Raw genomic sequence first — 20775 nt, 5'->3', positions numbered from 1 at the left:
ATGGATTTTTCTTGTGAGTTGGGACAAACTCGTTTAGAATGCTCGCTCCTTTTGTTTGGACAGATTCCATAGTCCAAACCAACTATAATAGGTAGTGGTTTAATGAAAACTCTCAGCGCTAAGCCAGCTGAAGTTCAACATGACTGGTATGTTGTTGATGCTTCTGGCAAAACTTTAGGTCGCCTTGCGACTGAAATCGCTCGTCGTTTACGCGGTAAGCACAAAACTTCTTATACTCCTCACGTTGACACTGGCGATTACATCGTTGTGATTAATGCTGAACAAGTTCAAGTGACTGGTAAAAAATCACTTGATAAGAAATATTATCGCCATACTGGTTTCCCTGGTGGTATCCGTGAGACTAACTTCGAGAAGTTAATTGCTCACAAACCTGAAGCTGTTCTTGAAAAAGCGGTTAAAGGCATGTTACCAAAAGGTCCTCTTGGTTATGCAATGATCAAAAAAATGAAAGTGTACGCTGGTACTGAGCATCCGCATGCTGCTCAACAGCCACAAGTTTTGGACATCTAAGGGATACAGCACATGGCTACTAATTATGGTACAGGTCGCCGTAAGACCGCAACTGCACGTGTTTTCTTGTCAGCTGGTACAGGTAAACTCGTTATTAACAACCGTACTTTAGAGCAATATTTCGGTCGTGAAACTGCTCGTATGGTTGTTCGTCAACCTTTAGAACTTTTAGAAGTTACTGAAAAGTTTGACCTTTACATCACTGTTAAAGGTGGTGGTATCGGTGGTCAAGCTGGCGCGATCCGTCACGGTATTACTCGTGCGCTTATCGCTGCTGACGAAACTTTAAAACCTGTTCTACGTCAAGCTGGTTTCGTTACTCGTGATGCTCGTGAAGTTGAACGTAAGAAACTTGGTTTACGTAAAGCTCGTAAGCGTCCTCAATTCTCTAAACGTTAATTCGTTTATCGAGTTGGACAAAAAGCCTTGGATTTTTCCAAGGCTTTTTTATTATAAAAATAGAACCATAAAATGCAAACTTATAAATATAAACAAACTATCTCTTTAGAACCGTGATTTCCTAGAGCATTTTTAGTATCCTAATGGATTCACTCAACCACGTCGTCTTGTGATATGTCGGTCGAAAACACCTCTATTCAGGGGATTACCCTTTACAGTCATGCTGATGATTTCCGTTCTCACTGGATTCGTTTCTTATTAGCAGAAAAACAAATCAAATATCAATTAATCATAACTGACCATGAAGACGAAGATTTAGCCAGCTTAAATCCTTACAACCAATTACCGATGTTGGTCGAACAAAATCTTAAATTATTTTCAGCACCTATCATCGCTGAATATTTAGATGATCGTTATCGCCAAAGCAAGCTTTATGCCGATGCACCTATGATGCGTGCAGAACAGCGTCAGTATATCTGGAGACTTGAAAACGACTGGTTTAAGTTAGCAGATCACATGTTAAAACATGCTGACTCACTAAATGTCGAACAAAAGCAAAAAGCTCAAAAAGAACTACGTGAAACATTAATTTCACTTACTCCCCTATTTCAGCATTTTCCGTATTTCATGTCTGAGAATTTTACAATCTTAGACTGCATGCTTGCCCCTATCTTTTTAAGATTAAACAGCATGGGAATTGATTTACCCAAACAGCACTGTCGACCTATATTTTTGTACTGTAAACGTATCTTTGAACGGCCTTCTTTTGCTAAATCAATGACGCCTCAAGAGAAAAACCGTTACAATGAACTATTAAATATGGAATAGCGTGATATGTCTGAGCAAACTATTGATTTAACCCCTACACGTCCTTATCTTGCTCGTGCAATCTATGAATGGATTTGTGATAACCAGCTTACTCCTTATCTATTAGTTGATGCGATACAACCGCATACCGACGTTCCGCAACAATTTGTTAAAGATGGGCAAATTGTTCTAAATATTGTGCCCCATGCAGTTCATCAATTGCTTATTACTAATGAAGCTATTACTTTTTCAGCTCGCTTTGGCGGAGCATCAAAAGATATTTATGTTCCTATTCAAGCTGTTCTAGGGATTTACGCACGTGAGAATGGACAAGGTTTATTCTTTGATCCTGAAGAATATGCCAATGTAACACCTGTAGAAAATACAGTAGAGTCAGAAGTACAAGAAGCAACTGAAACAACATCAACTAAGAAAAAACCATCGTTAAGAATTTTAGATTAAATTTAGAGGAAGAAAGCATGGCATTTGATTTAGTCCAATACTTTGCTGAGCAGATAAAAATTCAAAAGCCTCAGCTTTTAAATCAATATCCAGTTAATGAAAAAAATAAACTGATTGATGAGGTGAATATTCTTACGCTTGGAAAACTGATTAGTTTATGGCGTCAGAATGACAATAAGATTTATCAAGAAATCAAAACCTCAGATCCACTTTATATTCAAGAAGTTGCTCGTCATTTAACGACTTCTAAACATAATCAGTCGACTTTAAAAAATTCAGAACTAGAACAGAGTATTTCTGAAATTTTAACTTTGCAGTTAGCAGAACTTAATCAGCTCGATGAAACAGGTGGTTTTGGGCATAATGGCTTAAAAGAATTAATTTTAGGTCAGATTGAACACTTATCAGGTCAAGCTGAAGATTGGGTTTGGTCAACAAACCACCTAAATGAATTAATTGGTTCTAAACCTGTGGAACAAGAAGAGCTATCATTGGATACAACAATGAAGGAGTTCAACCAAATGGTTCACCAAGCCCAACCTCATCATGATGACGTGCATATTGAAGAACAAGCTGCCGAAATTTCTGTACCTACATGGTCAAAGATTGTTGCCCCTGTAGTTGCTTTAGCAATTTTGGGCTATCTCTACTGTATTTATACACAGCTCGTTTAATTTGATTTTTATATAAAAAAAGGGGAATTCATTATTCCCCTTTTTATGATTAAAATTAGAATATTTTATTTTTCAATATTTTATTAACATTCTATTACAATTGTTTTATTCAGATTTTAAAATATATAATGTAAAACTCAGCACAATATTAAAAGTATAATGTAAAAATAATCTTATAATATTTTTTATAATCTGACATTTTCTGTCACTTATTTCCCAAAACAACAATTTCTCTATTTCTTTGATTTATTGACTTCAAATTGAGCAGAAATATAATTAATTTCAACTACTTTTAGGAAAAAGTAGTAAATATAATTTTAGAATCCTGAGAGATAAAAAACATGGCTAAACTTTCTTTAGATAGCTTAACTGAAATTGATGGTTTTATTGCATCTGCACTTGTTGATTCAGAAAGTGGTTTATCACTTGCAACTCAAGGTGGTGGGGAAATTGATTTAGAATTGGCAGCTGCCGGCAATACAGAAGTAATCCGCGCAAAACGAAACATCGCCAATGCTTTGAAATTAAATGACAATATTGAAGACATTTTAATTACATTAGGTAAGGCTTACCATTTAATTAGACCTCTAGAAAGTAATAATAATTTATTCCTTTACTTAGTCCTTGACCGGAGTAAGTCAAATTTAGCAATGGCTCGCCACGAGTTAAAGTCATTTGAAAAAGAGTTAGACTTTAGCTAATTAATCTGAAATGTGCTTTTTATACCTATTATAAAGAGCACATTAAAACCCCTCTCTTATTCAATAAAATTTAATGTGATACTATGGATAGGCATTGCATAAATATTGCAACCTCTGGTTTAAGCTTAAAAGTTTCGGATGAATTAAAAACTTTAATCAGAAATTTAATATCTAATCAGTATGATATTAATTGGGTTAATATTTCTAATATTCATATTGATCTATTATTAATTAACGAAAACTTTTTTGATTCAGATAATATTCAAAATATTCTTCAAAAGAAAAAATGTCCTTATTTAAAAATTAGTAAAATTCCCTCAAAAAATGGATATCAAGTTGATGAACACACCCTGCATCTGCCACTAGAAAAAGTAGAGTCTTTACTTAACTGGATAGAAATAAACTTATTATCGTATTTGAACAAAAAAAATACAGCTGTAGTTTCAGATTTATCAAATGAGCTACTGTTGATTGATGATAAGTTTATAAGGAATTTACACAGTCCAGAAAATGCCAGACTACATGTTTTTGATGATAAAGGTACTCTAGCCATTATTGATAATAGAACTCAAATTGCTTGGTTAGAGCCATCACGCCAACATACGCAAACCAATCAAAGCTTTGATTTTACTTTTGCTAATACTTCAGACTTCACTAAGGTTTCGCGTAAAAAAGATTATTATTTACAGGACTGGTTATGGAATCTGATTTGGAATTCTAACAATTTTGAAAATCTAGCCTCGAAGGATAGCTATTTTAAAATTGATCATTGGCCACAGCCCTATCAAAAAGAATATAGAAAAGTGAGCCTACAACTCTCTGCATGCTTTATACAGGGAGCAAAAATTACTGATGTGGCTAACCAGCTTAACTTATCAATTGATGATGTCTTACGCTTCGTTACAGCTTGCTTAATGGCAAATAATGGAAAATTTGTTTCTGCAAGCAAATGCACTTACACGCCAAATTCGTACTTAGAGAATTCAAATACAGAGAATCATTTTTTTAAAAATTTTATAGGGAAAATTAGACGGCGATTTGGTCTTTAAGGGAAGTTATGATTATACAGCAATATAAAATTGTCTTTGCAGGTAGCATGGGGGCAGGAAAAACAGAAGCGATTAAATCGCTATCTGAAATTCCAATTCTAGAAACAGAAGCATTCAATACAGATGTTCAAAGCCACCAGAAAACCCAGACCACTGTAGGCATTGATTATGGTGAAATTACTTTAGATGACGGAATCAAAATCGGACTCTATGGAACCCCAGGACAAAGCCGTTTTGATTTTATATGGTCGGTCATTTGTGAAGGTGCAATCGGTGTTATTTTATTATTAGATCATAATAGTTCGAACCCAATTGCTGAGCTAGAAAGCTACTTAGAAACCTTTAAAAATTACAATGATAATATTGCGATTGGTATTACTCATGTTGACGAAAATAAAGAGTCATCACTTCAACAATATCGCAATTGGATAAAAGCAAAAGGATTACCGTATCCGTTGTTTTTTATTGATGCACGTGAGGAAGAACAAATTTTAATGATGGTTGAATCATTAATTGCATCACTTGAAGTCAAGGTAGGCTTAACATCTCAAGGGAATGATCATGCTTAGTATCCCAACTCAAAAACGGACCGCTCCAACACAGTTACTACAACTTGCAAAAAATGAAGCTCATAATATTTTGATGAATACACGAGGTGTAGACTTTGTGATGATTTGTTCTTCTGATGGTTTTGAATTAGCGACCGTAAGTCATAAAAACTACCGTAACACTACAAAATTAGCAGCAGTGAGTAGCTCAATTTTGGCAATGGTCACTGCATTTTTAAAAGAGATTCAACTCACTGGTTGTAACAACATTACTTTAGATGCAGATAATGGCAAAGCTATTCTGACCGCTATTCCTGCTGTTCATCACCCTATGGTTATGGTTACGCTAAGCAATAAAGAGGTTCTTTTAGGACAACTATTATATAGTCTAAAAAAAGCAAGTCAGTTAATTGCGGAAGCCGATGGCGAATAAATCAGGACTCCTCATTTAAAATAAATACCGCTCTATATGAGCGGTATTTTATTAGATTTGAATAGTAAATAACATTTGCCTTTTTTTTACTTGCTGGCCTTGCTGTCCTAAAACCTCTTCCACTACACCATCAACATCAGCTTTAATCTGTTGCTGAATTTTCATGGCCTCAAGAACTAATAAAGTTTGGCCTTTTATGACTTGATCACCTTTATTGACCAAAATATTCACCACAGCGCCATCCATCGGCGCACGAATTTTGCCATCGCCTGCTACGTCGGCAGCTTCTGGCGCAGCGTAGGTCACATTGCGTATCACAACATTACCATTATCACGATCTAGATAAAGCTGACCATCATCCAATACGTATTGCACACGGCGGCGCACGCCATCCAACAGATAGATCAATTGTTCCGCTGTTTTTTCAACAACCTCAATACTTACAGTTTGCTCACAGAATTGTACCGTAAACGTGTTATTTACAGATGAAAGCTGTAATTGGATACTCTGATCATCACATTTCAACTTCAAAGGTAACGGCACGCCAAGACCTGTTTGCCATGTCGCAGTTCCTTTACTTTGACTAAATAATGCTGCAGCAATGGCTAAGCTTTCTAAAGATAGAACCTGCTTATGTAGACTGCTATCATCTTGAAAATGCTGCTGAATAAATGCGGTATTGGTATCACCCGCCACAACAACCGGATGACGCAGTAAATTGACCAAGAACTGCTTATTGCTATTTACACCTAGCAAAACACAGTCATCGACGGCACGCGCCAATAAGCGAATTGCATCCTCACGGGTTTTACCGTATGCAATCACTTTTGCCACCATCGGATCATAAAATGGACTGACTTCATCAGTTGTTAACATGCCATGATCTATTCGCACATTTGGCAAAGTTGCAGGCTTCCAGCGTAAGACTTGACCAGTTTGAGGCAAAAAATCCTGACGTGGGTCTTCGGCATACAAACGTACTTCAATTGCATGTCCAGTTAAGGTCAACTCATGTTGTTTTAAAGGTAACTGTTCACCATTGGCAACACGTAACTGCCACTCAACCAAGTCTAATCCTGTAATAAGTTCAGTGACCGGATGCTCTACCTGCAAACGAGTATTCATCTCCAAAAAGTAAAATGCACCCGATGCATCTAGCAAAAATTCAACTGTCCCTGCCCCCACATAGGCGCATGCTTTCGCTGCTGCTACAGCAGCCTCGCCCATTTGCTGACGCAATTCGGGAGTCATCACTGGACACGGTGCCTCTTCAACAACTTTCTGATGACGACGCTGGATCGAACAATCACGCTCAAACAAATACACATAGTTGCCATGTGTATCGCCAAAAACCTGAATTTCGACATGGCGCGGAGCAATGACTGCTTTTTCTAAAATAAGCTCGCCTGAACCAAAGGCATTTTCAGCTTCTGAACGTGCAGTCTGTAAAGCTTCCACCAACTCAGCGGAGTGCTGTACCAAACGCATGCCGCGACCGCCACCACCTGCAGAAGCTTTAACCATCAAAGGAAAACCGATTTGCTCTGCTTGAGCTGTTAAATATTCAAGGTCTTGACGATCGCCTTCGTAACCCGGCACACAAGGTACACCTGCTTCAATCATGGCAATTTTTGAAAGGCGTTTACTGCCCATTAACTCAATTGCAGAAGCGGTAGGCCCAATAAACGTAATCTGGTTATCGATACACGCCTGAGCAAAATCAGTATTTTCAGACAAAAAACCATAACCCGGATGAACTGCATCAGCAGCTGTCTTTTTGCATGCATCTATTATCTTGGTAATTGAAAGATATGACTCAGATACTTTTGAAGCACCAATATAGACAGCTTCATCGGCCTCTTGCACATGGCGAGCATGACGGTCTGCATCGGAATAAACTGTGACAGTCTGATAACCCATGGCTTTGGCTGTCTGCATGACTCGAACTGCAATTTCTCCACGATTGGCAACCAGTACTTTTGAAAATTTCATTATTTTTATCCTTATCGCTTATGACTCATCGGCCCAATTTGGCAATCGTTTCTGGATAAAAGCCATCGTTCCCTCTTGTCCTTCAGCACCACCAACCGCTTGAGCGAACTGCTGTGCAGCATCATTAAGCAATTCATTTAAATTTTCATTGAGCGTTCGATGTAACAATGCTTTAGTTACACGCGAAGCCTCTGGTGCTGCTCGTTTAATGTGCTGAATGGTTTCCTGTAAAGCTTGTTCAAGTTCGATTTCATTATGTGCAATTTGATGAACCACACCAACACTCAGTGCAGTATGTCCTTCAAAACGCATGCCGAGTAAAGCAAGTCGGCGTGCCTGAGTCAGGCCAATACGTTTCACCACAAAAGGAGCAATTTGCGCAGGAATTACACCTAGACCTGTTTCAGGTAAACCAAACTGGGTATTGTCACGACTAATGGCAACATCGGAAACACATGCAAGACCAAATCCCCCACCTAACACTGCCCCCTCTAAAATGACCACAACAGTCTGTGGTGCAGCTTCAACTTGCTCAAGCATGGCACCAAAACGGCGATTAAAATCAGCATAAGGTTGTAGAGTGCCGACATTGGTCGCTTCAATTCGTAAAGCAGCCATATCTTTAATGTCACCACCTACACAAAAAGTCCCGCCTTCGCCACGGATAATCACCGCACGAATCGAAAGGTCATCGCGAATAGCAGCAAAAACTTGTTGAATGGCATTTACCATATTCAAGTTCATGGCATTACGGCTCTCTGGTCGATTTAACCAAAGGTATAAAATACTGCCGTCTTGTTCCAATTGAATGCTGTCATCAAGATCTAAAGCTTGTAAAGATGTCGAAAGTGTCATGGTGTATTCCTTATTTTTATTTCTGCTTTTTAGGCAGAATATCCATCAACTTACAGATAATCCCCAACATAATCTCATCTGCCCCGCCCCCAATAGACCCTAGGCGGCCATCACGATACAGCTGCGACGCAGGGTTATCCCACATGAATCCGTTACCCCCCCAGTATTGCAGACAACTATCAGCAACTTCACGAGTTAAACGTCCAGCTTTGAGTTTTGCCATAGACGCCAACATCGTGACATCCTCGCCCGCAATATGCTGTTCGCATGCTTGATAAGTTAATGCTTTGAGTGCTTCCACTTCGGTCATAAGTTCAGCAAAGCGGAAATGGATATATTGGTTATTAATGAGAGGTTGACCAAAAGTGGTACGCTCTTTAGTGTAATTAATCGTTTGCTGAATACAATGCTGCAAGCCGCCAATCGCATTAGCACATGCCCATAAGCGCTCTTCCTGAAATTGCATCATTTGCATCATAAAGCCCATACCTTCAACACCCACCAAGTTACGCTGTGGTACACGTACGTTGTCCAAATAAACTTGTGCTGTAGTCGTTGAACGCATCCCTAATTTATTTAATGGTTCTGAAAAACTAATCCCTTTAGTTTTTGCCGGCACAATAATCATCGACTTATTAACGTGAGGTTTATCATCAGACGTGTTGGCTAAAAGACAAAAGAAGTCGGCCTGCAATGAGTTGGTAATCCACATTTTGCTGCCGTTAATGACATAGTCATCGCCATCTTTTTTTGCAGTTGTTTTAATAGCAGCAACATCCGAACCAGCATGTACTTCTGATACTGCAATCGATGCAACATATTCCCCTGCAATCGCTGGTGTTAAAAATTCATCACGTAATTCTTTACTACCAAAACGGGCCAAGGCTGGTGTTGCCATATCGGTTTGCACACCAATCGCCAGAGGCACCCCGCCACAAGCCGCATAGCCAATTTCTTCTGCAACCACGAGGTTATACGAATAATCTAACGCTAAACCGCCATTTTCTTCTGGCTTGCAAATTCCTAATAAACCAAGATCACCCATCTTTTTAAATACTTCATGGATTGGGAAACGTCCCGCAGCCTCCCATTCTGGAATATGTGGATTCAGCTCATTTTGAACAAATTGACGAGCTGTACGGCGCAATGCTTCATGTTCAGCAGTAAATTTCATTGTGTTATTCCTATTAATTTTTTTAATTGCGGTAAAGGTTGATTAAAAACGGGACACACCAAAACGAGTTGAATTTAGCTCTCGTTGCTGTGCTTCATAAATGGTTTGTAAAAGGAAAATTAATAATTTTCGGGTATCTCGCGGATCGATAATGCCATCATCATGCAACATAGCCGTATTGAAAAGCGCGGTAGATTGCTGTTCCAATTTCATGGCCGTACTTTGCTCAAGAAAATCGAGCATTTGCGGATTCGGCTCCTGCCCTGAAGCTTTTTGCTTTCCTTCGGCTACAATACGTAATACTTTTCCGGCCTGTGCAGCACCCATTACGGCAACATGCGAATTTGGCCAAGCAAAAATAAAGTCTGGTGATAGGCTTCGACCACACATCGCGTAATTGCCAGCACCATACGACCCTGCCACAACAATTGAAATTTTAGGTACAGTACAATTGGCAACCGCTTGAATCAGTTTTGAGCCATGTTTAATAATGCCATTTTGCTCGGCATCGGTTCCCACCATAAAGCCAGTAGTATTATGTAAGAATAATAACGGACGGTTAGTCTGTTCACATAAGTGAATAAACTGAGCTGCCTTCGCTGCTCCTTGAGGCGTAATCGGACCATTATTGGTAATAATACCGATATGTAATCCGCCAATTTTTGCCCAGCCACATACCGTTAAATCATCATATTCCTGCTTAAATTCTAGAAAATCTGAATCGTCAATAATGCGGGCAACCACTTCTTTCATATCAAATGGTTGCTTAGGATCACTTGGAATCACACCCAATAATTCCTCGGTATCGTAACGAGGTTCTTTATATGTCGTTTCAACTGGTTTGATTTGTTCTTTCCAGTTCAGATGTTCAAAAATTTCACGTGCAAGTCGAATACCATCAGCATCATTTTCTGCCAAATATTCTGCAGTTCCGGCAACCTGTGCATGCATTTCTGCCCCGCCCAACTCTTCAGCTGTTGCCACTTCGCCAGTGGCAGCCAAGAGTAAAGGGGGACCTGCAAGAAGCATCTCGGTTTGCTTGCGTACAGCAATCACATAATCGGAAAGACCGGGCTGATAAGCACCACCTGCCGTTGCATTACCATGCACCACTGCAAGCTGTGGAATACCTGCCGCAGAAAGACGTGCCTGATTGGCAAATGTCATACCACCATAGGTAAATACTTCCGCAGCATAATTAAGGTTTGCACCACCACTTTCGGTCAGCGTAATCAGTGGGAGTTTTTGTTCTAAGGCAATTTTTTGCAAACGCAAAGTTTTCTGTACGCCCATAGGAGACATGGTCCCACCTTTAATCGCGCTATTACTTGCAGAAACCAGACAGCGCACTCCACTCACAAAACCAATACCGGCAATTACACCACCACCAGCTTCGGAGCCATCCTTGTCATCATGCATGTTGTAGCCGACCAAACCACACAGCTCAACAAAAGGTGAATCAGCATCGAGTAACAACCGTACACGCTCATGTGGCAGAATCTTGCCCTTTTTATCGAACTTCGCTTTGGCAGCATATGATTTATCAATGCTTTTTTGCTGAATTGCACGGACTTCACTCAGTTGAGTAAGCAATGCCTCTTTATTCTTTTGATACTGTTCACTACCAACAGCAATTTCGGATTGGAGAATGGTCATTGTTATTCCTCCTCAGCCTCAGACTTTTTCTGAAAAATTTCAGGAATAAACGCGCGATGGAAACCATTATAAGACTGACTATTTGTCGCTTCGGCTAGTGGGTACATGCGTGTCCCTTGCGATGCAGCGCCATCAATACGCAAAGTTACACCTGACACAAAAGCCGCAGCATCTGACAGTAAATAACAAATCGCCGATGAAACTTCTGATTCAGTTCCCATACGTTTTAGCGGTACATTGCCAGCAAGACTTGGAATAATCACTTTGGCAAAATCACCGCTATAATTATCCATACCGGATGACACAATCCACCCCGGTGCAACCGCATTTACACGAACGCCAGATTTGCCCCACTCAACCGATGCTGTTTTAGTTAAGTTATCAACCCCTGAACGCGCAGCACCAGAATGTCCCATTCCCGGCATGCCGCCCCACATATCAGCTGTCATGTTGACAATACTGCCACCATGTTTTGCCATCCATTGGTTATAAGCTTCACGCATTAAATAGAAAGTTGCATGCAAGTTATTACGCACGACTGCATCAAAACCATTCGCCGAAATATTCTCTAAAGCTGAGGGGAACTGACCACCTGCATTATTTACCAAACCATCTAATTTGCCGAATTTCTCAATCACTTCAGCAATCATATTTTTCACTTGTTCTTCTTCACGGTTATCACAAACAATGAAATGAACCAAGCCACCATCTTCTATAATTTCTTGGCTTACTTTCTCTAGTTTCTCAATTTTTCGTCCTGTAATTACTACTTGCGCGCCGAGGGCTGCAAGCTCATGTGCAGTACAGCGGCCTATTCCTGAGCCACCACCCGTCACAATCACGACTTTATTATCAAAAGCATCTGGTCTAAAAATTGATTGATAACTCATCTTTGTTTCATCCATTCATTTTATTTTTCTAAAAGATGTGCCGGAACTTTTACAGGCATATCTAATAATTGTTGTGCAAAGGCCTTCCCTTGCGGATCTATGCGTAGGCTTGCAACACCACCGCCACCCAAGGCATTTTCCAACATAAAATTCAGTGCATTTAAACCCTGTAACTCATAACGAATTACTCGCCCTTTCTCTGCATCCAAAACATGCTGCATATAGCTAGCAACCGCCTGTTCAGTCAGTGCCGTACGAATCCATGGTAAATATTCTGCTTTACGTGCAATCACACCAATATTGCTATGATTGCCTTTATCACCACTGCGGGCATGAGCAATTTCAATCAAAGGAACTTCAATTTCATCTCCTTGATAAACTGCATTTTCACCTGCCTTTAAATTAGGCAATTGCTCTGTAGAAACTCCTTGTGGAATCTCAACTGGGTAGCGTTTTCCTTCAAAATCGATTTCGACACTTACTTGATTTTTATCTATTAAAAATGAAAATAGTTTAATCACTGGCGATGCTTTTGGACGCCCCCCCACTATCCCTGCCAAAGCCGGAGCCATGCCTGTTGAAGCCTGAGCAATTTCTGATGCAAAGAACATACATGCTTCTTTAAACATGTGTTTCACAGCAATTTTGACTACAACTTCACGACTGTTTAAAGGCTGAGCATGTGCTCCATAAGTACTTTCAATACCTAAAATTTCTACCGATTTTTCACTAAAAGGTGGGACAGAGCGCATTGCTAAAACACGTTCGCACTTAGCCAAAATCGCATCGGCAATGATTTGTGCTTTTTGTGGTGCCTCACGTCCTGCAATGAGGAAACTGACTAAAACCCGATAACCATCTGGATAGGCCGCACTGACTTTATATTGTGTAGTTGGTGCTTGTCCTTTTGCACCCATCACACGAACTCGGTGCTCCCCGACTTGCTCTAAATGCACGTGGCTGAAATCAGCAATTACATCGGGTAGTAAATATACTTGAGGATTGCCTATTTCATAAACAATTTGCTCTGCAACTGTAGCAGTAGAAACCAGACCACCTGTACCTTGTGGTTTGGTCACAACGAATGAGCCATCTTCACTCACTTCAACCACTGGAAAGCCCATGTTGTCGAAACCCTGAACTAAGCGCCAATCGGTAAAGTTACCACCCGTACATTGGGCACCACATTCAATCACATGACCTGCCAACGAACCTTGCGCCAATTTGTCATAATCATCGAGCGACCATTGATATTCATGAAGTAAAGGGGCAAGCACCACAGCAGAGTCAACTACACGGCCAGTAATCACAATATCTGCGCCTAAGTCTAAGGCGTCACGAATAGCAACCGCACCTAAATAGGCATTACTACTTGCTACCTGTTCTGGCAAGGCTTCTCCGCTAAACATTTCCTGAATATTCTGTGATTTTAGCTGCTCATGTTTTGGCAAAAGATCATCACCTAACACCACGGCAACTTTTAGATCTAGTCCATATTCTTTAATTATTTTTTGCAAAGCATCTCGACATGCCAATGGGTTAACTCCGCCAGCATTACTAATGACCTTAATCTTTTTTTCTGCAATTTTTTTAAGTAGAGGCGCCATCACCCGACTGACAAAGTCCAAAGCATAGCCATGTTTCGGCTCTACCATTTTCACTTTTGCCATAATCGACATGGTGATCTCGGACAAATAATCAAAAACCAAATAATTAATATCAGTTAGATGTACCAATTGAAAAGCAGCAGTATTAGTATCTCCCCAAAACCCAGAGGCACAACCTATTTTTACGACACGCTCATCATCCTGTTGATTACTTGCCATCTTGTTTCTCATTATTTTGTTTAAAAATTACACTCAACATTACCAAGCAAGCGCTTGGTTTGTAAAGAGCAAAATGTTATTGTGAAATTGACTAAAACTGCCAAACTCGACAACTAGCTTAAAACATGATGAGATTTAGCAAAATTTTTTCCGTAAATATTTTTATATAAAGGATCCAGCTTTCGTATGATTGCTACTTCAATTGAACAGATTCCAAATATTTCTTGCTTTGACGATAGCTCGCGTGGTCGTTTATTACAGGGGGCTGCCTATCTATTTCACAAACAAGGTTATGATAAAACCACCGTCCGCGAACTTGCTCAATTTATTGGGATTCAATCAGGGAGCTTATTTCATCACTTCAAGAGTAAAGATGACATCCTCGCTCACGTAATGGAGCAAACTATCATTTACAATCTTGCTCGTTTAGAAGAGGCCGCAGCTCAATCTACCGATCCAGAACACCAATTACGAGCTCTTATTAAAGCGGAACTCATTTCAATTACTGGAGATACTGGTGCAGCCATGGCTGTTTTAGTTTATGAGTGGTTTGCGCTGTCAAAAGAAAAACAAGATTATCTTTTAGAAATGCGTAATGAATATGAACAAATCTGGTTAGATGTCATTGAAAAGTTACGCATTCAAGGCAAGATAAAACATGATGCCTTTATTTGGCGAAGATTAGTTGGTGGTGCAATTTCGTGGACCGTAACTTGGTATAAAGCTGATGGTAAAGTCAAAATTGATGAGTTAACAGAAATGGTTTGGGAAATGGCTTTGAAATAAAAAGGTGGCTCAATGACCACCCTGCAAGAATTAATAACCGAGCTGCTTACTAATCAAATCTTTCATAATTTCTTCAGCACCACCGCCAATCATATTGACCTTTACTTCACGGTAAATACGTTCAGACTTAGTACCTCGCATAAAACCCATACCTCCCAATGTTTGTACAGCCGCATCAGCACAAAATTGCATAGTGCGAGTCGCAACATTTTTCAGCATCGAGATTTGAGCGACTAACTCAGGCCCTTGTAGTTTTGGCTGAGTCATTTTCCATGCAGTTTCTTCAAGTAACGCCCGTGTTGAGGTTAATTGCGTTGCCATATCTACCAATTTATGACGAACCACTTGATGATCTATTAATCGCTTACCAAAAGTTTTTCGTTGCTGTGCCCAATCTAAAGCTTCTTCATAACAGACTAACGCGTACCCATAAGCCACTACCCCCAAGAAAAATCGCTCCATATTAAAGTTATTCATAATAACTTTAAAACCAGCATTTTCCTTACCAAGAAGATTCGATGCTGGTACTCGTACTTGATCAAAATGCAAATGCGCCGTATCAGAAGCCCACCATCCCATTTTCTTTAAAGGTGTTTTAGTAATTCCTTCACTGTGCGCATCAATGAGCAACATTGAAATGCCTTCAGCACCTGTTTTGGTTGGGTCTGTACGCACCGCAACTGTATAATAATCTGCACGAATTCCCGATGTGATAAATGTTTTCTCACCCGAGACAATATAATAGTCACCATCACGAACAGCTTTAGTTTGTAATGCAGCCACATCAGAACCACCGCCTGGTTCTGTAATCGCCAATGCTGAAATCTTTTCACCAGAAATAATCCCTGGTAAAACTTTTGACTTTAATTCTTCGCTACCAAAATGCTGAATCGGTGGTGCTCCAATTGTATGTACCATGAGTGAAATATGTACTCCACCCGAACCAGCTTTTGCCATTTCTACACCAGCCAGTAATGAATAAAATGGATCTGCATCGGGAATACCGCCATATTCCTCAGAAAAACCTAAACCTAATAGACCAATTTCAGCAGCCTTTTTATATAGCTCTCTTGGGAATGTCTCAGCCTCATCCCATTCATTAACGAAAGGAGCCATTTCTTTTTGTACAAATCGACGAACATTATCAGCAAAAGCAATATGTTGTTCATTATAGTAAATTGGGTTGGGTTGCATTTCTACAGGTGTCCTGATGTTTTTATTTAATTCCAGAACATATCTTGTCATGTTTGCCATCAATCAAAAGTTGCAAGAATCTCCATTTTCTTGGCATAAAACATCAAAGCCTATTCTTTTTATTCAAATACAATGCAATGCCTATACTCTTAAGCAACAACGGAAACCACGAGCAGCATAATAAGACTGCGCTCCATTATGATAAATAAAGACACGACCATATCGACGATCAGCAAAAAGTGCTCCATCTAGTTTACGAATCTCATTTGGGGTTTTGAGCCAACTTGATGTTTTAAGATCAAACTCTTCAATTTCTTGTAGTTGGTAATATTGCTCTTCTGTTAAAAGTTCAACTCCCATTTCCTTAGCTACATCTATTGCGCTATTTTTAGGAGGATGATCTTTTCTAGATTCTAGAGCCTCACGATCATAGCAAAGGCTTCTACGACCTTTAGGTGTCTCAAGAGAGCAATCTACAAATAAATATTCGTCTTTCTGCTGATCATAAGCAATAACATCAGGCTCCCCTCCTGTATTTTCCATTTCCAGCAATGACCAAAGTTTATCAGGAACCTTAATTAGTTTATTTTGCACATCCGACCACTCTATTTCTGTATGACGATATGTATTCTTTTCAAATCTATTCTTTAATAATTCAAGGAGTAACTCTATTTGCTTTTGAGTTAGCTGTTTTTTATCTACCATTAAATAAGTCCTTATATTTATTAAATTGAACGGCCATCAAAATAATTTATTTTATTTAATATCAATGGCTTCTCCGCCTAGTACATTAATTACAGAGATAGAACTAAATCCAATACCTCTACATTAGGTTCCATAATTAAGATAATCAATAATCGTTTACTATATATTTAATTCCAAAAGTGTCCACAACGCTTACATCTATTACCATTTCTAAAAGAAAATAAAGGTAGGCCCAAAAACATAAACGCTAAAAAGGCAGATTTTTTTCCTTTATTATTAACTTCTATATCCAAACTTCCACACTCAGGGCAACATTCTTTACTCTCCCCAAACTTTTGTTCAAGCTCATCACTAAAGTCTTTTTCAAGAAATGACTTCGCTTCATTAACATAGTTTTCTGGAACTAATAAACGAACCCCACCTAAAGCATTAGAATAAAACCAATCCATATTAATTGTATGCTCATTTTCAATATAAACAGGAATTCCAAATGCTTCTAGTTGAGTCTTGGCAATTTGTGCCTCATAAGGAAACGAGAAAGTTTTAATTACGATCCATTGCATATTAAATTTCTAATTAGGTAAATAATTTTAGAGTAGCTTTATTTCTTTATAATTTGAATAAATTTTAATATCTAAAGGATTGAGAATACAAATTGCACATAAAGAAACACCCCCATTCGTTAGAACGGGGGTGTTTGTAATAATGAGCTGGCGATGACTTACTCTCACATGGGTAACCCCACACTACCATCAGCGCTAAGAGGTTTCACTTCTGAGTTCGGGAAGGGATCAGGTGGTTCACTCTTGCTATGGTCGCCAGCACAACTGTTTATGGATACTTGCTTCGTTTTATTCACTGTGTGATACGTTGCGTTTTCCAAATCTTTACAGATGGGCTGATTGAATCTGATTTTTCGTTGTTCATTTTAGCTAAGTGTTTAACTAAATCAAGTTGCTTTGCATATTTATGAATCGATTGATGCTTCATATACAACTGCTTGGGTGTTGTATAGTCAAGCCTCACGAGCAATTAGTATTGGTCAGCTTCACATATCACTATGCTTCCACATCCAACCTATCAACGTCCTAGTCTCGAACGGCTCTTTAGAGGAATAAATTCCTAGGGAAATCTTATCTTGAGGTAGGCTTCCCGCTTAGATGCTTTCAGCGGTTATCCCTTCCGAACATAGCTACCCGGCGATGCGACTGGCGTCACAACCGGTACACCAGAGGTTCGTCCACTCTGGTCCTCTCGTACTAGGAGCAGATCCTCTCAAATTTCCAGCGCCCACGGTAGATAGGGACCGAACTGTCTCACGACGTTCTAAACCCAGCTCGCGTACCTCTTTAAATGGCGAACAGCCATACCCTTGGGACCTGCTTCAGCCCCAGGATGAGATGAGCCGACATCGAGGTGCCAAACACCGCCGTCGATATGAACTCTTGGGCGGTATCAGCCTGTTATCCCCAGAGTACCTTTTATCCGTTGAGCGATGGCCCTTCCATACAGAACCACCGGATCACTAAGACCTACTTTCGTACCTGCTCGACTTGTGGGTCTCGCAGTTAAGCGCGCTTTTGCCTTTATACTCTACGCGTGATTTCCGACCACGCTGAGCGCACCTTCGTACTCCTCCGTTACTCTTTAGGAGGAGACCGCCCCAGTCAAACTACCCACCAGACACGGTCCTCGTCCCGGATAACGGGACAGAGTTAGAACCTCAACATTACCAGGGTGGTATTTCAAGGACGGCTCCATTGGAACTAGCGTTCCAACTTCAAAGCCTCCCACCTATCCTACACAAGTAAGGTCAAAGTTCAGTGTCAAGCTGCAGTAAAGGTTCACGGGGTCTTTCCGTCTAGCCGCGGGTACACTGCATCTTCACAGCGATTTCGATTTCACTGAGCCTCTGCTGGAGACAGCGCCGCCATCATTATGCCATTCGTGCAGGTCGGAACTTACCCGACAAGGAATTTCGCTACCTTAGGACCGTTATAGTTACGGCCGCCGTTTACTGGGGCTTCGATCAAGAGCTTCGCTTACGCTAACCCCATCAATTAACCTTCCAGCACCGGGCAGGCATCACACCCTATACGTCCACTTTCGTGTTTGCAGAGTGCTATGTTTTTAATAAACAGTTGCAGCGGCCTGGTTTCTGCGGCTGTCGTCAGCTCAGGAAGCAAGTTCCATCACCAACAACAGCGTACCTTCTCCCGAAGTTACGGTACCATTTTGCCTAGTTCCTTCAGCAGAGTTCTCTCAAGCGCCTTGGTCTACTCGACCTGACCACCTGTGTCGGTTTCGGGTACGATTCCTGTGTAACTGAAGCTTAGAGACTTTTCCTGGAAGCATGGTATCAGCCACTTCACTGTACAAGTACAGCTTGCTATCGGATCTCAGTATAGAGTACCCCGGATTTGCCTAAGATACATACCTACATCCTTCCACCTGGACAACCAACGCCAGGCTGACTTAACCTTCTCCGTCCTCTCATCGCATTACACAGAAGTATTGGAATATTAACCAATTTCCCATCGACTACGCCTTTCGGCCTCGCCTTAGGGGTCGACTCACCCAGCCCCGATTAACGTTGGACTGGAACCCTTGGTCTTTCGGCGAACGGGTTTTTCACCCGTTTTGTCGTTACTCACGTCAGCATTCGCACTTCTGATACCTCCAGCATACTTCTCAATACACCTTCATCGGCTTACAGAACGCTCCCCTACCACTTGACTAATGTCAAATCCGCAGCTTCGGCACATAGTTTTAGCCCCGTTACATCTTCCGCGCAGGCCGACTCGACTAGTGAGCTATTACGCTTTCTTTAAAGGGTGGCTGCTTCTAAGCCAACCTCCTAGCTGTCTATGCCTTCCCACATCGTTTCCCACTTAACTATGATTTTGGGGCCTTAGCTGGCGGTCTGGATTGTTTTCCTCTTGACTACGGACGTTAGCACCCGCAGTCTGTCTCCCGGATAGTACTCATAGGTATTCGGAGTTTGCATCGGTTTGGTAAGTCGGGATGACCCCCTAGCCGAAACAGTGCTCTACCCCCTATGGTATTCGTCCGAGGCGCTACCTAAATAGCTTTCGGGGAGAACCAGCTATCACCAGGCTTGATTAGCCTTTCACCCCTATCCACAAGTCATCCCCTGGCTTTTCAACGACAGTGGGTTCGGTCCTCCAGTTAGTGTTACCCAACCTTCAACCTGCTCATGGATAGATCGCCTGGTTTCGGGTCTATACCCAGCAACTAAACGCCCTATTAAGACTCGGTTTCCCTACGGCTCCCCTATACGGTTAACCTTGCTACTGAATATAAGTCGCTGACCCATTATACAAAAGGTACGCAGTCACACCACGAAGGTGCTCCCACTGCTTGTATGCATGCGGTTTCAGGATCTATTTCACTCCCCTCACAGGGGTTCTTTTCGCCTTTCCCTCACGGTACTGGTTCACTATCGGTCAGTCAGGAGTATTTAGCCTTGGAGGATGGTCCCCCCATATTCAGACAAGGTTTCACGTGCCTCGCCCTACTCGTCATCATTATGTGTGCCCTTTCGTGTACGGGAATATCACCCTCTACGTTCGCACTTCCCAGAGCGTTCCACTAAAACACACATAACTTAATGGGCTGATCCCCGTTCGCTCGCCGCTACTGAGGGAATCTCAATTGATTTCTTTTCCTAAGGGTACTGAGATGTTTCACTTCCCCTCGTTCGCCTTGCAACACTATGTATTCATGTTGCAATACCTACCTTAAAGTAGGTGGGTTCCCCCATTCAGAAATCTCCGGATCAAAGGATATTTGCCGCCTCCCCGGAGCTTTTCGCAGGCTATCACGTCTTTCATCGCCTCTGACTGCCAAGGCATCCACCACATGCACTTAATTACTTGACTATACAACCCCAAACAGTCGTCAACACCTACAAGTGAGTGTTGTCCGTGCGATTCTTCATCGCTACTATCTGTTGTCTGTGTACTTAAACACTGTACAGCTTCAATCTAAATTCACATACCAAAACGCTTGATTCAGTTAATTTGCTAGTTCTCAATTCATTTAGATTAATTGCTTAATCCAAACTCTTGAG

At 40.8% G+C, this 20775-nt stretch carries 20 protein-coding genes and 2 rRNA genes; 10 read left to right on the top strand and 12 right to left on the bottom strand.

The window, feature by feature from the left end:
• Window positions 1–102: 102 nt before the first annotated feature.
• The 9 genes from rplM (at window position 103) to ACYU0V_RS02575 (ending at window position 5604) form a co-directional block, all read left to right on the top strand.
• Window positions 103–531 (top strand): 50S ribosomal protein L13, encoded by a 429-nt coding sequence (gene rplM / locus ACYU0V_RS02615; protein ID WP_002117832.1) that lies wholly within the window; start codon window positions 103–105, stop codon window positions 529–531.
• A 12-nt stretch (window positions 532–543) separates the two neighbouring features.
• The gene (gene rpsI, locus ACYU0V_RS02610; protein ID WP_002048725.1) at window positions 544–930 is read left to right on the top strand and encodes a 30S ribosomal protein S9; all 387 of its coding nucleotides are present in this window, start codon (window positions 544–546) and stop codon (window positions 928–930) included.
• A gap of 174 nt (window positions 931–1104) precedes the next feature.
• Complete coding sequence (locus ACYU0V_RS02605; protein ID WP_005065247.1) at window positions 1105–1758, top strand: glutathione S-transferase N-terminal domain-containing protein; 654 nt, start codon at window positions 1105–1107, stop codon at window positions 1756–1758.
• 6 nt (window positions 1759–1764) lie between these two features.
• The gene (locus tag ACYU0V_RS02600) at window positions 1765–2199 is read left to right on the top strand and encodes a ClpXP protease specificity-enhancing factor (protein ID WP_461848917.1); all 435 of its coding nucleotides are present in this window, start codon (window positions 1765–1767) and stop codon (window positions 2197–2199) included.
• Between the two features lie 17 nt (window positions 2200–2216).
• Window positions 2217–2873: a hypothetical protein gene (locus tag ACYU0V_RS02595; RefSeq protein WP_005065252.1), complete on the top strand. Its 657-nt coding sequence runs from the start codon at window positions 2217–2219 to the stop codon at window positions 2871–2873.
• A 341-nt stretch (window positions 2874–3214) separates the two neighbouring features.
• Window positions 3215–3574: a roadblock/LC7 domain-containing protein gene (locus ACYU0V_RS02590; protein WP_003656109.1), complete on the top strand. Its 360-nt coding sequence runs from the start codon at window positions 3215–3217 to the stop codon at window positions 3572–3574.
• Window positions 3575–3657: 83 nt separating this feature from the next.
• A complete protein-coding gene (locus tag ACYU0V_RS02585; protein ID WP_262468095.1) occupies window positions 3658–4623 on the top strand; it encodes a hypothetical protein in 966 nt (321 codons plus the stop codon).
• An 8-nt stretch (window positions 4624–4631) separates the two neighbouring features.
• Window positions 4632–5192 carry a GTP-binding protein gene (locus ACYU0V_RS02580; RefSeq protein WP_262442538.1) on the top strand — a complete coding sequence of 187 codons (561 nt, stop codon included), beginning with the start codon at window positions 4632–4634 and terminating at the stop codon, window positions 5190–5192.
• Complete coding sequence (locus tag ACYU0V_RS02575; protein WP_170249711.1) at window positions 5185–5604, top strand: roadblock/LC7 domain-containing protein; 420 nt, start codon at window positions 5185–5187, stop codon at window positions 5602–5604. Before ACYU0V_RS02580 ends, ACYU0V_RS02575 begins: the two co-directional genes overlap by 8 nt.
• 51 nt (window positions 5605–5655) lie before the next feature.
• Here ACYU0V_RS02575 and ACYU0V_RS02570 read toward each other — a convergent pair whose 3' ends face one another.
• From ACYU0V_RS02570 to ACYU0V_RS02545, 6 genes are read right to left on the bottom strand one after another with little or no spacing between them, the layout of a single operon-like run.
• Window positions 5656–7596, bottom strand: a complete 1941-nt coding sequence (locus ACYU0V_RS02570) for an acetyl/propionyl/methylcrotonyl-CoA carboxylase subunit alpha (protein WP_461848916.1) — start codon at window positions 7594–7596, stop codon at window positions 5656–5658.
• An 18-nt stretch (window positions 7597–7614) separates the two neighbouring features.
• Entirely contained in the window at window positions 7615–8451 is an 837-nt protein-coding gene (locus ACYU0V_RS02565) for an enoyl-CoA hydratase/isomerase family protein (RefSeq protein WP_461848915.1), read from the bottom strand.
• 16 nt (window positions 8452–8467) lie between these two features.
• On the bottom strand, window positions 8468–9625 hold the full coding sequence (locus ACYU0V_RS02560; protein ID WP_461848914.1) for an acyl-CoA dehydrogenase family protein: 1158 nt from the start codon (window positions 9623–9625) through the stop codon (window positions 8468–8470).
• A gap of 42 nt (window positions 9626–9667) precedes the next feature.
• Entirely contained in the window at window positions 9668–11281 is a 1614-nt protein-coding gene (locus ACYU0V_RS02555) for an acyl-CoA carboxylase subunit beta (protein WP_461848913.1), read from the bottom strand.
• Between the two features lie 2 nt (window positions 11282–11283).
• Window positions 11284–12171, bottom strand: a complete 888-nt coding sequence (locus ACYU0V_RS02550; RefSeq protein WP_461848912.1) for an SDR family oxidoreductase — start codon at window positions 12169–12171, stop codon at window positions 11284–11286.
• A 20-nt stretch (window positions 12172–12191) separates the two neighbouring features.
• A complete protein-coding gene (locus ACYU0V_RS02545; RefSeq protein ID WP_461848911.1) occupies window positions 12192–13997 on the bottom strand; it encodes an acyclic terpene utilization AtuA family protein in 1806 nt (601 codons plus the stop codon).
• A gap of 186 nt (window positions 13998–14183) precedes the next feature.
• Here ACYU0V_RS02545 and ACYU0V_RS02540 point away from each other — a divergent pair, with 186 nt between their 5' ends.
• Window positions 14184–14783 carry a TetR/AcrR family transcriptional regulator gene (locus ACYU0V_RS02540; protein ID WP_347745630.1) on the top strand — a complete coding sequence of 200 codons (600 nt, stop codon included), beginning with the start codon at window positions 14184–14186 and terminating at the stop codon, window positions 14781–14783.
• Window positions 14784–14813: 30 nt separating this feature from the next.
• Here the strand turns inward: ACYU0V_RS02540 and ACYU0V_RS02535 are convergent, their stop codons facing one another.
• The 6 genes from ACYU0V_RS02535 to ACYU0V_RS02510 form a co-directional block, all read right to left on the bottom strand.
• Entirely contained in the window at window positions 14814–15977 is a 1164-nt protein-coding gene (locus tag ACYU0V_RS02535) for an acyl-CoA dehydrogenase family protein (RefSeq protein ID WP_347745645.1), read from the bottom strand.
• A 141-nt stretch (window positions 15978–16118) separates the two neighbouring features.
• Complete coding sequence (locus ACYU0V_RS02530) at window positions 16119–16682, bottom strand: DUF4256 domain-containing protein (protein WP_461848910.1); 564 nt, start codon at window positions 16680–16682, stop codon at window positions 16119–16121.
• Between the two features lie 167 nt (window positions 16683–16849).
• Window positions 16850–17245, bottom strand: a complete 396-nt coding sequence (locus ACYU0V_RS02525) for a putative signal transducing protein (RefSeq protein ID WP_461848909.1) — start codon at window positions 17243–17245, stop codon at window positions 16850–16852.
• A 145-nt stretch (window positions 17246–17390) separates the two neighbouring features.
• Window positions 17391–17505: ribosomal RNA gene (gene rrf, locus ACYU0V_RS02520) — 5S ribosomal RNA — on the bottom strand.
• Window positions 17506–17537: 32 nt separating this feature from the next.
• The gene (locus ACYU0V_RS02515; RefSeq protein ID WP_447512500.1) at window positions 17538–17672 is read right to left on the bottom strand and encodes a hypothetical protein; all 135 of its coding nucleotides are present in this window, start codon (window positions 17670–17672) and stop codon (window positions 17538–17540) included.
• Window positions 17673–17693: 21 nt separating this feature from the next.
• Window positions 17694–20584: ribosomal RNA gene (locus ACYU0V_RS02510) — 23S ribosomal RNA — on the bottom strand.
• Between the last annotated feature and the right edge of the window lie 191 nt (window positions 20585–20775).

It is taken from the genome of Acinetobacter sp. X9 (assembly GCF_054889255.1).
This window is presented reverse-complemented; position numbering and strand designations above follow the sequence as displayed.

Bases quoted from the DNA above. Each gene is read 5' to 3' on its own strand.
- rplM (WP_002117832.1), top strand. From the start codon at position 103: ATGAAAACTCTCAGCGCTAAGCCAGCTGAAGTTCAACATGACTGGTAT.
- rpsI (WP_002048725.1), top strand. From the start codon at position 544: ATGGCTACTAATTATGGTACAGGTCGCCGTAAGACCGCAACTGCACGT.
- ACYU0V_RS02605 (WP_005065247.1), top strand. From the start codon at position 1,105: ATGTCGGTCGAAAACACCTCTATTCAGGGGATTACCCTTTACAGTCAT.
- ACYU0V_RS02600 (WP_461848917.1), top strand. From the start codon at position 1,765: ATGTCTGAGCAAACTATTGATTTAACCCCTACACGTCCTTATCTTGCT.
- ACYU0V_RS02595 (WP_005065252.1), top strand. From the start codon at position 2,217: ATGGCATTTGATTTAGTCCAATACTTTGCTGAGCAGATAAAAATTCAA.
- ACYU0V_RS02590 (WP_003656109.1), top strand. From the start codon at position 3,215: ATGGCTAAACTTTCTTTAGATAGCTTAACTGAAATTGATGGTTTTATT.
- ACYU0V_RS02585 (WP_262468095.1), top strand. From the start codon at position 3,658: ATGGATAGGCATTGCATAAATATTGCAACCTCTGGTTTAAGCTTAAAA.
- ACYU0V_RS02580 (WP_262442538.1), top strand. From the start codon at position 4,632: ATGATTATACAGCAATATAAAATTGTCTTTGCAGGTAGCATGGGGGCA.
- ACYU0V_RS02575 (WP_170249711.1), top strand. From the start codon at position 5,185: ATGCTTAGTATCCCAACTCAAAAACGGACCGCTCCAACACAGTTACTA.
- ACYU0V_RS02570 (WP_461848916.1), bottom strand. From the start codon at position 7,596: ATGAAATTTTCAAAAGTACTGGTTGCCAATCGTGGAGAAATTGCAGTT.
- ACYU0V_RS02565 (WP_461848915.1), bottom strand. From the start codon at position 8,451: ATGACACTTTCGACATCTTTACAAGCTTTAGATCTTGATGACAGCATT.
- ACYU0V_RS02560 (WP_461848914.1), bottom strand. From the start codon at position 9,625: ATGAAATTTACTGCTGAACATGAAGCATTGCGCCGTACAGCTCGTCAA.
- ACYU0V_RS02555 (WP_461848913.1), bottom strand. From the start codon at position 11,281: ATGACCATTCTCCAATCCGAAATTGCTGTTGGTAGTGAACAGTATCAA.
- ACYU0V_RS02550 (WP_461848912.1), bottom strand. From the start codon at position 12,171: ATGAGTTATCAATCAATTTTTAGACCAGATGCTTTTGATAATAAAGTC.
- ACYU0V_RS02545 (WP_461848911.1), bottom strand. From the start codon at position 13,997: ATGGCAAGTAATCAACAGGATGATGAGCGTGTCGTAAAAATAGGTTGT.
- ACYU0V_RS02540 (WP_347745630.1), top strand. From the start codon at position 14,184: ATGATTGCTACTTCAATTGAACAGATTCCAAATATTTCTTGCTTTGAC.
- ACYU0V_RS02535 (WP_347745645.1), bottom strand. From the start codon at position 15,977: ATGCAACCCAACCCAATTTACTATAATGAACAACATATTGCTTTTGCT.
- ACYU0V_RS02530 (WP_461848910.1), bottom strand. From the start codon at position 16,682: ATGGTAGATAAAAAACAGCTAACTCAAAAGCAAATAGAGTTACTCCTT.
- ACYU0V_RS02525 (WP_461848909.1), bottom strand. From the start codon at position 17,245: ATGCAATGGATCGTAATTAAAACTTTCTCGTTTCCTTATGAGGCACAA.
- ACYU0V_RS02515 (WP_447512500.1), bottom strand. From the start codon at position 17,672: ATGAAGCATCAATCGATTCATAAATATGCAAAGCAACTTGATTTAGTT.